Source organism: Sulfitobacter sp. SK012, from assembly GCF_003352085.1.
Lineage (GTDB): Bacteria > Pseudomonadota > Alphaproteobacteria > Rhodobacterales > Rhodobacteraceae > Sulfitobacter.
Genome location: NZ_CP025804.1, coordinates 3,592,719 through 3,605,040, shown reverse-complemented (window position 1 = coordinate 3,605,040; position 12,322 = coordinate 3,592,719). Strand labels below are relative to the sequence as shown.

Below are 12,322 nucleotides of genomic sequence, written 5' to 3'. Positions count from 1 at the left end.
TCCATTCGGACTTAGATCCTAGTTTTAGCACCGCTCTGTGCGGATTTGTATATTGCATCTCTAATACGGATTACAGTCAGGTAGTCTCTGGCTGTGTTTTCAGGCTCTTTGCCATGTTTCAACCCGGAGACGACATGGGTTTGAAGAGCATGCACGCAATCCCCGCCAAACCCTGTCCAGCTGTCAGGCCCCAATATGTCTAGACTACTTTGCTCGCCAAATTTGCGCAGGCTGACGCTGCCATCTCCAAGCAGGGTGAGGGTGCCTTCGGTCCCTTCTACTAGGGCTTCGCCCATGGTGCGGCGGTGATTGTCTGCGGCGTGATCCAGCAGGCGGTTTCCGTCAAACAGCGCGCGAACACCGTTAGGGTGGTCAAACAGGACAAAGCCCGCGTCTTCACCCGCCAAAGCGGGGTTCACACGGCGTAAGTCAGCGTAAACGGCATCGGGATTGCCCAACAGGTAGCGGAACGTATCAACCCAATGAACGCCAGTTTCGTGGATCAACAGCTGTGGCAGGGTCTGAAAATACGGCTGTCTGTCGAGGTAGGCGTTGGGGCCTTGCCCATCACCGGGGCGCAGGCGAAATGTGGCCTGCAAGACGGTCCCGATGTCACCTGCGTTCATTGCGGTCTTTATCGTGCGATACCACGGCATGAAGCGGAAATTTTCATGAATGATCACGGTCGTGCCTGCTGCTTCTGCCTCGGCAGTGATCGCGGTTGCTTGGGCCAAATCGGTGCAAAATGGTTTTTGACAGATGACGGTGGGAATTCTTGCAGCAATCGCGGTTCTAATCGCATCAGCGTGGCCTGAGGGGGGCAGGATGATATCAAGTATGTCGGGTTTAGTCCGATCGAGCATGGTCTCAAGTTGATCAAACGCAGGCAACCCAGTGGCCTGAGCAGCGCTTAGGTTTTGATCGGCGGAGCCGACCAGCGTCACACCGTCGATACGGACCCATGCGCCATAGTGGAACTGGCTGAAATATCCCGCCCCAATGCAGGCTACGCGTAATGGGGCGGTTGAGATCATGCGTGGTCCAACTGGGTAATTACCGCGTTTGCTGCTTCTTGGGTGGTGGCCGATCCGCCTAAATCACCCGTTAGGATATTGCCTGCCGCAATGACGGCTTCGACAGCTTCGCGCAGACGGGTGCCATCCGCAACCAATTGGGGCGCGTCATGACGAAGGCCCAACCAATCTAGCATCATAGCGCCAGAGAGTATCATTGCCATTGGATTGGCAATGCCGCGCCCGGCGATATCCGGAGCAGAGCCGTGGCACGGTTGGAAAACCGCATGATCCAAACCGATATCTGCAGAAGGCGCCACACCCAAACCACCCATTAGACCTGCACCTAGATCAGATAGAATATCACCAAACATGTTTTCGGTGACCAAAACGTCGAAGTCCCAGGGCTTGAGCACAAACCAAAGCGCCGTTGCATCGACATAGGCGTGATCAGCGATCAGATTTGGATGTTTTGCCGCCTCCGCGTCAAACATTTCGCGAAAGAAGGCGAATGCGCGAAAGACGTTGGCCTTGTCGACACAGGTTACCAGCCCTTCGCCGCGGCCTTGGTCTTTGCGCTCCTTGGCGAGACCAAAGGCGAACGTGAACAGTTTTTCGGAGATATCGCGCGTAATGAGCAACGTCTCACGGGCTTCGTTTTTGGTGACTTCGCCACATCCTTGGGTGTGAAACAGCCCTTCGGTACTTTCGCGGATCAATACAAAGTCTACTTCTTTGCCTTCGGGCATGTTCAGCGGTGTTTTTTGGCCTGGAAAAATACGGACAGGGCGGACACCGGCAAATAGGGTCAGCGCCTTGCGTAGATCGATCTGGGGTGAAATTTCTGTACCGTCTTTGTAGCGCACTGTGGGCAGCCCCATGGCCGACAGCAAAATTGCATCGGATTTCCGTGCTGCATCCATAGAGGCATCGGGCAGTGATTCACCCGTTTGTGCATAATGGGCCGCCCCGGCTGGAACGGCCTCAAACGCTAGGCTGTATCCTCCGGACTTAGACAGATGCGCCAGTATATCCAGTGTTGGTGCCATGATTTCGGGGCCGATCCCGTCACCGTTAAATACCGTGATGTCAAATTGCTGCTTCATTTCGTTTTCCAACCTCAGTCCCAAATCGTGAATTTATCGTGCGTCAGCAATGTTTCGTTGACAATGGATTCTTTAATGCATACGTAAATAAATGCAACAACAAACTCATTGTTCAGGGAGGACAATATGAAAGGCACTTATTTAAAGCTTGCGGGAGCAGCTGTGATTGCAGCGGTTCTAGGGAGCGGCGCAGCAGCACAAACGGTTCTGCGGTTTAGTCACACCGATAACCCTGGTGGTTCACGCCAAGCGGCAGCAGAAGTGTTTGCGCAGAAAGTTAGCGAATACACCGACAACCGCTATGAGGTTCGAATTTTCCCCGCCGGTCAGTTGGCAAACGATCCAAAAGCGATTGAACAACTGATCCTTGGTGGTGTTGATTTCACGGTTTCTGCAACGGGCTCATATGCCACGCATTTGTCTTCATTGAACCTCACGGCCATGCCGTTTTTGGTAGATAGCTATGAGCAGGGTTGGGAACTTTACGACAACTCTGCATGGTTGCAGGGTGAGTTTGATAAGCTGCCTGACGTTGGCTTTCGCGTTCTATCAACGTGGGAAGCGGGATTTCGGTCGTTTACAACGAACCAACCACTAGCGACCCCTGCGGATGCGGCCAAGATGAAGATGCGCGTGTATCCAAATGACATGATCCGTTGGAGCATGGAGGCTATCGGTTTTCAGACAGTCGTCATGCCAATTACAGACGTCTACCTTGCCATTCAGCAGAACACTGTGAACGGTCAGGAGAACCCGGTCGACACGATTAATTCGTTGCGGTTTTACGAAGTTGCTCCACATGTAACGTTGACCCGTCACGTTTATAGCCCGCTGCCACTGACAATCTCAGAGGCGACATGGCAGAAGTTTTCACCCGAAGATCAAGAGGCCGTCAAGAAGGCCGCCGCTGAGGCAGCCGCCTTCAGCCGTGATCTAGTGAAGAACTCGGTTGATCAGCAAATCGCAGACATGGAAGCGGCAGGCGCCAAGGTTTCTACGCCAGTAATCGGTCCGTTCCGGAATGCAGTTGCAAGCGTCTATGACAAGGCGCGCGGTGTGTATGGGTCTGCAGAGGTCGACAAGATCCTCGCGGATGCAGCTGCTATTCGTGAGGCGTTGCCGTCGAAGTAACTTCAAACCAAAGCAGAAACTTTCCGGGACCAACGACAAAGTTGGTCTCGGAAATCCATACTTTTTGAGGAGCAGGGCTTCATGGACTACAGGCCGCACTATCCGATGCCGTTGCGCGCCCTAAGTGGCGTGATCGACGTCACTTTGGTGCTTGGAGGAACCAGCATTGTAGCACTGGTATTTACCAACGCCCTTTTGCGCGGTGCCGCAGGTTTTGATCTGGCGTGGTCACTTGAGGTGACCGCATTTTTGTTACTGTGGACAACGTTTTTAGGGGCTGCTGCTGCCATGGCGCGTGGGGCCCATATGCGGGTTACGGAGATCGTCGAAAATCTTGTGCCCCGTGCTGCGCAGATCTGGCTGGCGCTGTTTATTGATCTGATTATTGCAGCAATGCTGGTGTCGTTGATCTGGTACGGCGTATCTATCGCCAGTCATAATTGGGCGCAGAAAACCACTGTGCTGTATTGGCCTGTAGGCCTGTTGTACGCGTCAATGCCCGCCGGCATGGCCTGCGCTCTTGTTTTTCACCTTTTCAATATGGTTCGCGATTGGCGCATACCTCAAAAGCGGTCTGCCGATGACGCGGACACAGGGGCCACGCTATGATCCTTTTGTTTATTGTTGCCGTTTTTCTGGTGACTGTCTTTCTTGGCATTCCACTGGTTTGGGCAATCCTGCTGACCGCGATTTTGCCGATCTTTGTCTTCGGTCTATCCGGCTATCCGCTTCAGGCGGTCTATCTGAACTTTATTGGCGGGGTGGAGCCGAACCACTTCCTTGCGATTCCATTGTTCATTGTCGCAGGTGAGCTGATGTCACGCGGTGGCGTTGGCCTGCGCATCATCGGTTTTGCACGTGCAGCCTTTGGGTTCATGCCCGGCGGGTTAGGGATGGTCGTGGTTGGCGCCTCGATGATCTTTGGTGGAATATCAGGATCGGCAATCGCGGATTCAGCGGCTATCGGGTCAGTAATGATCAAGAACATGGCAAAGGAAGGTTATCACCGTCCGTTTGCGGCCGGCCTTGTTGCGGCGGCTGGTACTATTGGAATTATCATCCCGCCTTCGATCCCCATGTTGATCTACGGGTTTGTCGGCAACGTTTCAGTAGCTGACCTGTTTCTTGCGGGGATGATCCCCGGTGTGATCTTTGGTTTGTTTTTCATGGGTGTTTGTTATTGGGTCGGAAAATCTACGGGCTGTGATCCGGGTGGACGCATGACGACCAAAGGGGAGCTGTGGCGTTCGTTCGTCGGCACGGCACCTGCATTGTTTATGCCTGTGTTGATCCTTGGTGGTATTTTCACGGGCTGGGTAACGCCAACCGAGGCGGCTGCTGTTGCGGTGGTATACGGATTGTTTGTGACCATCGTAATTTACCGAGATTTTCACCTACGCGATTTGCCGTCGTTGATCATAGATGCCTTTGTGACCTCGGCTGTGGTGATGGTGGTGATCGGGGCGACAACGGTTCTGGGTTGGATGATCACGCTTGAGCAGTTGCCACAAATACTGGTTGCGTTCGTTCAAGATTTGTCGAGCAGCCCTTGGGTCTTTTTGCTCCTGGTCAATGTTGTGATGCTGGTTTTGGGGCTTGTCCTAGACCCTGTGCCTGCGATCTTGCTCACTGCGCCGTTGTTTCTTCCGACCGCGCAGAGCTTTGGCGTTGATCCAGTGCATCTGGGTGTCATCATGACGTGTAACGTGGCCGTAGGACTGTTTACGCCGCCGGTCGGGGCAACACTCTATGTCGCGTCGCGCATCTCTGGGGATGGGGTGCTGGCGATCGCGCGGGCAATGGCTCCGCTGTATATCGCGGCACTGGGTGCGTTGATGTTGGTGACTTACGTCCCTGCGGTGTCCATGACTATGGTAGAGATATTCCGTTGAGAAAGGAGTGCAGATGTTTGCAGTCGCAGTCACCTTCCAGATCGCACCACAGCAGATGGCGGCCTTCATGCCTCGGATGCTAGAAAATGCGCGTATCTCACTTGAGAGCGAAGCGGGGTGCCATCAATTCGATGTTGCCAGCGATGAGGCGCGCCCGAATGAGGTTTTTCTCTATGAACTCTATACCAATAAGGCGGCCTTTGACGCTCATTTGGGTTCGGCGCATTTCAATACCTTCAGCGCGCAGACGGAACAGATGATTGTGGATAAATCCGTACTTACCTATGCAAAGGTCCAGCAATGAGCGATTGGGAAGTTCACGCCGTCAAATACGCGGACCGCAATGCGCGCACACGTGCAGATAGCTTTATCTTTGACGACAATCACGATGCGCCGCACCCGATGGATTACTTCATGTGGGTATTGCGGCGGGGTGCAGAAGTGATCCTTGTTGATACGGGGTATGATAGCAATGAGGCCGCTGCACGCGGGCGACCAATTCGTCTTGATCCGGTGGCCAGTTTGGCACCTTTGGGTGTACGCCCTGAAGATATCAGTCAGGTGATTGTGACCCATCTGCATTATGATCATGCCGGCGGATTGCACCTGTTTCCCAATGCAACGTTGCACATACAGGCGGCTGAGATGGCTTATGCGACAGGACCTTGCATGTGTCATGATACGTTGCGGATGCCCTTTACGGCGGATCACATTTGCGAAGCGATAAAACGATTGTATTCGGGCAAAGTCATCTTTCATGATGGCGATGCCCAAGTTGCAGAGGGTGTGACAGTCCATTGCATAGGCGGACACAGTCGCGGGCTTCAGGCTGTGCGGGTTCGCACCTCTGCGGGGTGGTTGGTGCTCGCTTCTGATGCGGCGCATTTTTATGAAAACCTGATCCTTCGCAAACCATTTCCAATTGTTGTGGACCTAGAAAATATGCTCACAGGATTCGACACGCTAGAGCGTCTTGCCACGTCGCGCGATCTGATCATTCCTGGGCACGATCCAAAGGTTACTCAGTTTTATCCACAAGGGATCGCGGACCATATTTGGCGACTTGATCTCGGCCCAATTTCAAAGGTCACATTATGAAGCTAGGTGTTATCGCAGATGATTTCACAGGAGCGTCTGACATCGCTCTAATGCTGGCCGAAGGCGGGATGCGTTGTGTGCAATATGTGGGTATTCCTGACGTCCCTGCATCGCAGGATGTGGATGCGGGTATTGTCTCGCTTAAGTCGCGCACCATTATGGCGGAGCTGGCAGTGCAACAGTCCCTCGAAGCCTGTGAATGGTTGTTGTCGCAAGGATGCAGCCAGATCGTGTTCAAAGTCTGCTCGACCTTCGACTCTACCGCAGAGGGAAACATCGGCCCAGTCGCGGCCGCACTTGCAAAACGTCTGGGTGAAGATCAGGTCATGGTTTGCCCCGCGTTTCCCGAAAGTGGCCGCTCCGTCTATCAGGGGAACCTTTTTGTCGCGAACGAACCGTTGGCGGAAAGCAGTATGAAGGATCACCCGCTGACCCCGATGCGCGACTCCGATTTACGACGTGTGTTGCAGGCCCAGACGGATTGGGCCGTTGGCCACATCGCTGCTGACACGGTATTTGAAGGGGCGGAAGCGATCGAAAACGCGCTGCCAACCAGCCCAGCAATGCTGATCGTTGATGCCATTCGTGATGCAGATTTGCGCGCCATCGCCGAGGCCGCGCGCGCACGCAAGTTGCTGGTTGGTGGCTCAGGTATCGCGATTGGCCTGCCCGCGAATTTTGGCGCAACGCCTGCCACGCCTGTTTGGGAACCGGTTATTGGTCTTGGGGCTGTGCTGTCGGGATCGTGCAGCAAGGCCACGCGTGGGCAAGTCGCTGCCTATCAAAAAATAGCACCTTCTTATGAGATCACGCCAGATGCCGTTATGGCGGGAGAGATCGACACTGCGGAACTGGCCGATTGGGTCGTGGGGCAGGGGACGCCGCCACTGGTTTATTCCTCGGCTGATCCAAAGGCGGTGTTAGCTGCACAATCTCGGTACGGCGGCGGTGAGTTGGCGCAGAAGATTGAAGATCTCTTCATGGATCTAACAAGAAACCTAATGCAGCGCGGAGCCTCGCGGCTAGTGATTGCAGGAGGTGAAACCTCTGGCGCTGTGGTTGCGGGGCTGGATACGCAGGCGTTTTCGGTGGGCCCCCGCATTGCCGCGGGAGTACCTATGTTGCGCCCGACGGGCCGTGTCATGGGGGTGGTCTTGAAATCCGGTAACTTTGGCGGCGTAAACTTCTTTGAACAGGCCCTGACGAGGTTGAGCACTCAGTGACCGAAGAAACCCATTTGCGCGAAGAAATCACCCGCTTTGCCAAATCCTTGTTTGATCGTGGCCTGACCCCGGGAAGTTCAGGAAACATTTCCGCGCGCCTGTCGGATGGCAGTTTGTTGGTGACGCCAACGGGCAGTTCGATGGGGTTTCTTGACCCTGCGCAGATCAGTCACCTCTCTGAGGACATGACCCATATTTCAGGGGATAAACCTACCAAGGAAATCCCGCTCCACAGCGCGTTTTATGATACGCGCAAAACCACGGGAGCGGTTGTACATCTGCATTCCTCGCATGCCGTGGCGCTATCGATGCTTCCCGAGATTGACCCGCAGAATGCACTCCCGCCTCTTACGCCTTACGGCATCATGCGGTTGGGCAAAGTGCAATTGTTGCCGTTTTTTTTGCCTGGTGACGTTGCAATGGGCGAGGCGGTTCGTGGTTTGGCTGGCAAACGCTCTGCTGTTTTGTTGGCAAACCATGGTCCAGTTGTTGCTGGCCGTGATCTGGAGGCTGCGGTCTATGCGATGGAGGAGTTGGAGGAAACGGCAAAGCTGGCCATCATGACGCGTGGAATAGATATTCGCGCACTCAGCCAAAGCGATGTGCAGGCGGTGGTCGACCGTTTTGATGTCGATTGGGAGTGATGCTTTGAGCATCGAGATCAGAAGTGACTTTGCGGGGCCAAGCACCCTTAAGGTCGGTCATTTCGAAGCGGACTGGTATCCGGTGGTTCCTGACGCTCACCCGGTGGTCGTCAGGAAAACGATATCCCCTTGGGCATTGGCGTTCATCGGTTGATCCAGCCGGATCCGCACGTGATTTCAGCTGCGCAAGGGATGCAGATCCGGTTATTGGACTGGCCCGATGGGTTCCAACAAACCTGTATTGCGAGTGAACCCGGTATGATCAGATCGCTGCGGGCCATCCTGACAATCCAAGAGAATACGCCGCGCGATGATGTCTACATATCGGGTTGCTGGAAAATTGTTCCTTAGGAGAGGAACGTCAACAGGCTAGGCGCGACGGAATTGTCCGACCCCCGCGTATAAACTATCTGGTTCCTCTCGATGCACGGAAAAGGGTCCATCTATGTCACGTTTTTCTCCCTATTGGTTATGGAGGCTTTTGGCGGTGCCTGCATTGGGTATGACAAGTGCCTTGGTTGGATCATCTGACCCCCGCATTTTCCATGAGCTGTTACACCCGACAGGCGAATTCTCAGCGCGTTTTATGATCATCGCGATGTTGGCCTCCCCGTTGGTACTGTTGCTGCGCGGCTGGCGCGGTCCGCTATGGCTTAAGAAAAATCGCCGCTACTTTGGGGTGGCTGCCTTTGGCTATGCGGCCCTGCACACCATTTTTTATCTGGTCGACGAAGGCAGTGCTGCGCGGATCATTGGAGACTTGCCCAAGTTCTACATTTGGACCGGTTGGATTGCATTTGTGATCTTCATTCCGCTTGCTGTGACGTCGATGGATTACTTCGTGCGGCGTATGGGGTCTTCTTGGAAAACGCTGCAACGTACGACCTATGCTGCGGCGGTATTGACGTTGCTGCACTGGGCAGCACTGCACAACTGGGGCGGCATCGGACCCGCATTGGTACATTTCGGCCCGCTCGCGCTGCTAGAGGGTTATCGCGTTTGGTATTGGTACCTTCGGCCACGCACCCAAGCTGCGCAATAAGGGGGCTGTTCTCGGGACACTGCATTATCTAGCTGCCAACATGCGGGTGAGACACGAGCCGTCGTTTGTAAGTCCTGCAGCATTTGCCGTTGGGCCCAAAGCATGCGTGATTGGGCAGCCCTCTGTTTTGAGGTCGAGCTTCCATAGGATCACAGGATAGCTGTGAACAAGGGAGACAGAAAATGGATTACTATGCTGGATTAGACATATCGCTGCGGTCGTGCGCGCTTTGCATTGTTGATGGCAATGGAACCGTTCTACTTGAGCGCGAGTTGCCGTGTGAGGTGAGCGAAATCGCTGCATGCCTTGGCGCGTTTCCAAATCCGATTGAACGGGTCGGCTTTGAAGCGGGCACCATGAGCCAGCATCTGTTCCATGGCCTGAATGCAGAGGGCTTTGATGTGGTGTGTATGGAAGCGCGTCAGGTCAATGCAGCGCTGTCGGCAATGCGCAACAAGACAGACAAGAATGACGCACGGGGCATTGCTCAGGTCTTGCGCACTGGCTGGTTCAGCCCAGTTCATATGAAGAGCCGTGAAGCGCATGGCGTTCGCGCCCTACTGAGCACACGTAAGGCGTTGCTGAAGAAGACGATGGATCTCGCCAACGAAGTCCGTGGACTGTTGAAGATCTTTGGCATCCGTCTCCCTATGACCGTGAAGCACGGCAGCTTTGATGGCCTTGTCCGGCCACTCATCGAGATGGATGACGTTTTGGCGCATGCCTTGGTGCCGCTCTTGGATGCCCGTGTGGTTCTCTACCAGCACTTTCTGGATCTGGACCGGCGCGTCAAACGCGCGGCAAGCCATGATGAGGTTTGCATGCGGATGATGACGGTCCCAGGCGTTGGCCCGATTGCGTCACTTACCTTCAAAGCGGCTGTCGATGATCCGACGCGCTTCAAACGGTCGCGCACGGTTGGTGCGCATTTTGGCCTGACCCCACGACGTTATCAGTCTGGGGAACACGATAATCCCGGTCGTATATCGAAAGCGGGAGATCGAGACGTCCGCGCAACATTGTATGCTGCGGCAAATGCGTTGCTCATGCGAACGATGGCTGGTTCACATATCAAATCATGGGGCATGCGATTAATCCGCACCAAGGGTCGTCGTCGCGCGGTGGTCGCCGTCGCCCGCAAACTCGCCGTCTTGCTCCACCGCATGTGGACAGACGGCACCGAATTCCGTCAGGACCAGGTGGGAAGCATGGCATGATCTAAAACGCCAACACCCAATCCGAACGGGGTCGTCCCTCACCGGACGAGGTCTGTGGAAGAAGCCGAAAATGGCTGCTGCGCCACCTGAAGCGCGTCTCAAAGCAAGGCTCTCCACTGCCGATCCGACATATGCGTGCAGGGGTGCCATCACAGCATCACCCAGACTGCGAAGAGAAGCGTGACCCGGATGAGTGACAATGACCCGAAAAAAGAAGGAACATGAGCTTGACCCAAACACCCAATTAGAGAAGCGGACATTCGCTGCGGCCGCCCCCAATGATCGCTCTGGGGACAAAGCTGCCGTTGGTCTTTTCCCGGCGAATGTGCGCTGTATGGTTCAATAACCGATCAAGTCAATGATTTTTGATAAGGCGTTCTCAGCTTTGCAGCCAAGTAGTCCATCACGAGTCTGATACGTTTGTTGTGACGGACATCCGCGTGGCAAGCGAGCCAGAGTTCGAAAGTGTGTATCGGCAGTTCCGGAAGAACTTGAATAACTGATGGCCAGTTTTTAGCCATACCAACATGCAAAGGGCCAATTCCAATTCCTGCGCGCACGGCATTGATCTCGGCTACGTCGTTGTCGCAACGAAATGCAAAATCGGTTGTTGCGAGTTCAAGTCGTGCTGCCCGGTAGGCTCCGATCAATGACGGGTTGCGATCCTGGCCAAGCAAAACATGGTGCCGGAGATCATCAATAGATTTGGGCGCAGGATGCCGAGCTAAATAGTCTTCGTGTGCGAACAATCCCATCGGCAGTTCGGTCACCTTGCGTGCGACCAAATCGTTCTGGGCGGGTCGAAACAACCGGATCGCAATGTCGGCGTCTCGCTGAAGCAGGTTCGAGACCTCGTTACTCACGTCAATCTCAATTTCGATTTCTGGATACTCTCTCATAAACCCTGCGATGATGCCGGGAAGAAGCAATGTGCCAAATATTTGATTGGCCGAGAGCCTGACCACCCCACCAATCTTCTCTTCCAGTCCGGTAGCCAGTCGCTCGAATTCAGTGGCGTTACCCATCAATTCGCCAGCGGTGGTCACCAGATCGGCGCCTTTTTCAGTCAGGCGCATGCCTTCGCGGCCTCGGATGAACAAGGAAAGCCCAAGCGTTTCTTCTAGTAGATCTATGTGACGCCCTACAGTCGGTTGGGTTAATCCAAGGTGACGCGACGCAGCCAGAAGCGACCCGTACTTCGCGACGGCATGGAAAGTGCGGATGTGATCTAGGGAATAGTGCATGGTCTACCCTGTTTATGCATTTATTTATAATAATTATGCAAAAGTCGGCAATTTATCAACAAATTTGCATATCTTATCTTGGTTTCAAGCGAAATGAGTGGCCCAACCGGACCGAATTCAAAGGAACCAAACACATGTCTATCATCAAGAAATCCGCCGCCATTACTGCCACAGTGGTTGTTGCAGCCTTTGGCGCTGGCGTTTTTTTCGGCCCATCAATCAGCACCGAAATTGAAATATCAGCTCCTGCCGCTGTCGTTTGGAAAGAGCTTACCGACGGAACTAGCTACCCCGAATGGAACCCATTCGTGAAGCATCTTTCCGGTGATCTGGTGGTTGGCAAACACATCAATGTCACCATTCAGTTCGAAGGCAAAACAGCCATGAACTTCACGCCGGAAGTGCTCGTCGTTGACGAAAACGCCGAATTCCGTTGGGTTGGCAAACTGGGTTTTCGCGGTGTCTTTGACGGAGAACATTACTTCAGGCTCGAAGAAACCGATGAAGGTACGACTATCCTGCACCACGGTGAAAGTTTTCGCGGTGTCCTTGCCTACCCACTAATTGCCCTGGTCGGTGAAGGCACAAAAAACGGCTTTGAAGCAATGAACCAAGCTCTAAAGCAGCGGGCCGAACTGAAGGCCTGACCAAAAGTCATGATCAGTAATCAATCCCAAGCAAGAGTGGGTGGTTTTGTGCATTCACCTGCTAC

Annotated in this window: 13 protein-coding genes; 10 read left to right on the top strand and 3 right to left on the bottom strand. The window is 54.0% G+C overall.

The annotated features are described in order from the left end of the window. Positions 1 to 11 precede the first annotated feature (11 nt). Both C1J03_RS17570 and C1J03_RS17565 read right to left on the bottom strand, forming a co-directional pair. Positions 12 to 1,034: a Gfo/Idh/MocA family protein gene (locus tag C1J03_RS17570; protein WP_114887768.1), complete on the bottom strand. Its 1,023-nt coding sequence runs from the start codon at positions 1,032 to 1,034 to the stop codon at positions 12 to 14. Beyond that, entirely contained in the window at positions 1,031 to 2,119 is a 1,089-nt protein-coding gene (locus tag C1J03_RS17565; RefSeq protein ID WP_114887767.1) for an isocitrate/isopropylmalate dehydrogenase family protein, read from the bottom strand. The genes C1J03_RS17570 and C1J03_RS17565 overlap by 4 nt, the downstream gene beginning before the upstream one ends. Before the next feature lie 126 nt (positions 2,120 to 2,245). Here C1J03_RS17565 and C1J03_RS17560 point away from each other — a divergent pair, with 126 nt between their 5' ends. From C1J03_RS17560 to C1J03_RS17515, 9 genes are all read left to right on the top strand, one after another. After that, the gene (locus C1J03_RS17560) at positions 2,246 to 3,250 is read left to right on the top strand and encodes a TRAP transporter substrate-binding protein (RefSeq protein ID WP_114887766.1); all 1,005 of its coding nucleotides are present in this window, start codon (positions 2,246 to 2,248) and stop codon (positions 3,248 to 3,250) included. Between the two features lie 81 nt (positions 3,251 to 3,331). Beyond that, entirely contained in the window at positions 3,332 to 3,859 is a 528-nt protein-coding gene (locus C1J03_RS17555) for a TRAP transporter small permease (RefSeq protein WP_114887765.1), read from the top strand. After that, positions 3,856 to 5,142, top strand: coding sequence for a TRAP transporter large permease (locus tag C1J03_RS17550; RefSeq protein ID WP_114887764.1), 1,287 nt, complete (start codon positions 3,856 to 3,858; stop codon positions 5,140 to 5,142). The genes C1J03_RS17555 and C1J03_RS17550 overlap by 4 nt, the downstream gene beginning before the upstream one ends. Before the next feature lie 13 nt (positions 5,143 to 5,155). Further along, positions 5,156 to 5,446: a putative quinol monooxygenase gene (locus C1J03_RS17545; protein WP_114887763.1), complete on the top strand. Its 291-nt coding sequence runs from the start codon at positions 5,156 to 5,158 to the stop codon at positions 5,444 to 5,446. Beyond that, on the top strand, positions 5,443 to 6,240 hold the full coding sequence (locus C1J03_RS17540) for an N-acyl homoserine lactonase family protein (protein ID WP_114887762.1): 798 nt from the start codon (positions 5,443 to 5,445) through the stop codon (positions 6,238 to 6,240). The genes C1J03_RS17545 and C1J03_RS17540 overlap by 4 nt, the downstream gene beginning before the upstream one ends. Continuing rightward, positions 6,237 to 7,463, top strand: a complete 1,227-nt coding sequence (otnK, locus tag C1J03_RS17535) for a 3-oxo-tetronate kinase (protein ID WP_114887761.1) — start codon at positions 6,237 to 6,239, stop codon at positions 7,461 to 7,463. The genes C1J03_RS17540 and otnK overlap by 4 nt, the downstream gene beginning before the upstream one ends. Next, complete coding sequence (otnC, locus tag C1J03_RS17530; protein ID WP_114887760.1) at positions 7,460 to 8,107, top strand: 3-oxo-tetronate 4-phosphate decarboxylase; 648 nt, start codon at positions 7,460 to 7,462, stop codon at positions 8,105 to 8,107. The genes otnK and otnC overlap by 4 nt, the downstream gene beginning before the upstream one ends. A 445-nt stretch (positions 8,108 to 8,552) precedes the next feature. Further along, positions 8,553 to 9,149, top strand: coding sequence for a sulfite oxidase heme-binding subunit YedZ (locus C1J03_RS17520; protein WP_114887758.1), 597 nt, complete (start codon positions 8,553 to 8,555; stop codon positions 9,147 to 9,149). A 182-nt stretch (positions 9,150 to 9,331) separates the two neighbouring features. Then, a complete protein-coding gene (locus C1J03_RS17515; RefSeq protein ID WP_114887757.1) occupies positions 9,332 to 10,366 on the top strand; it encodes an IS110 family transposase in 1,035 nt (344 codons plus the stop codon). 350 nt (positions 10,367 to 10,716) lie between these two features. Here C1J03_RS17515 and C1J03_RS17510 read toward each other — a convergent pair whose 3' ends face one another. Then, the gene (locus C1J03_RS17510; RefSeq protein WP_114887756.1) at positions 10,717 to 11,610 is read right to left on the bottom strand and encodes a LysR family transcriptional regulator; all 894 of its coding nucleotides are present in this window, start codon (positions 11,608 to 11,610) and stop codon (positions 10,717 to 10,719) included. 134 nt (positions 11,611 to 11,744) lie between these two features. Between C1J03_RS17510 and C1J03_RS17505 the strand changes: the two genes are divergently transcribed. After that, positions 11,745 to 12,257 (top strand): SRPBCC domain-containing protein, encoded by a 513-nt coding sequence (locus C1J03_RS17505; RefSeq protein WP_114887755.1) that lies wholly within the window; start codon positions 11,745 to 11,747, stop codon positions 12,255 to 12,257. Positions 12,258 to 12,322: the final 65 nt, after the last annotated feature.

What these genes read in the sequence shown, in the direction of transcription:
- C1J03_RS17570 (WP_114887768.1), bottom strand. Translation starts at nt 1,034, where the DNA reads ATGATCTCAACCGCCCCATTACGCGTAGCCTGCATTGGGGCGGGATAT.
- C1J03_RS17565 (WP_114887767.1), bottom strand. Translation starts at nt 2,119, where the DNA reads ATGAAGCAGCAATTTGACATCACGGTATTTAACGGTGACGGGATCGGC.
- C1J03_RS17560 (WP_114887766.1), top strand. Translation starts at nt 2,246, where the DNA reads ATGAAAGGCACTTATTTAAAGCTTGCGGGAGCAGCTGTGATTGCAGCG.
- C1J03_RS17555 (WP_114887765.1), top strand. Translation starts at nt 3,332, where the DNA reads ATGGACTACAGGCCGCACTATCCGATGCCGTTGCGCGCCCTAAGTGGC.
- C1J03_RS17550 (WP_114887764.1), top strand. Translation starts at nt 3,856, where the DNA reads ATGATCCTTTTGTTTATTGTTGCCGTTTTTCTGGTGACTGTCTTTCTT.
- C1J03_RS17545 (WP_114887763.1), top strand. Translation starts at nt 5,156, where the DNA reads ATGTTTGCAGTCGCAGTCACCTTCCAGATCGCACCACAGCAGATGGCG.
- C1J03_RS17540 (WP_114887762.1), top strand. Translation starts at nt 5,443, where the DNA reads ATGAGCGATTGGGAAGTTCACGCCGTCAAATACGCGGACCGCAATGCG.
- otnK (WP_114887761.1), top strand. Translation starts at nt 6,237, where the DNA reads ATGAAGCTAGGTGTTATCGCAGATGATTTCACAGGAGCGTCTGACATC.
- C1J03_RS17520 (WP_114887758.1), top strand. Translation starts at nt 8,553, where the DNA reads ATGTCACGTTTTTCTCCCTATTGGTTATGGAGGCTTTTGGCGGTGCCT.
- C1J03_RS17515 (WP_114887757.1), top strand. Translation starts at nt 9,332, where the DNA reads ATGGATTACTATGCTGGATTAGACATATCGCTGCGGTCGTGCGCGCTT.
- C1J03_RS17510 (WP_114887756.1), bottom strand. Translation starts at nt 11,610, where the DNA reads ATGCACTATTCCCTAGATCACATCCGCACTTTCCATGCCGTCGCGAAG.
- C1J03_RS17505 (WP_114887755.1), top strand. Translation starts at nt 11,745, where the DNA reads ATGTCTATCATCAAGAAATCCGCCGCCATTACTGCCACAGTGGTTGTT.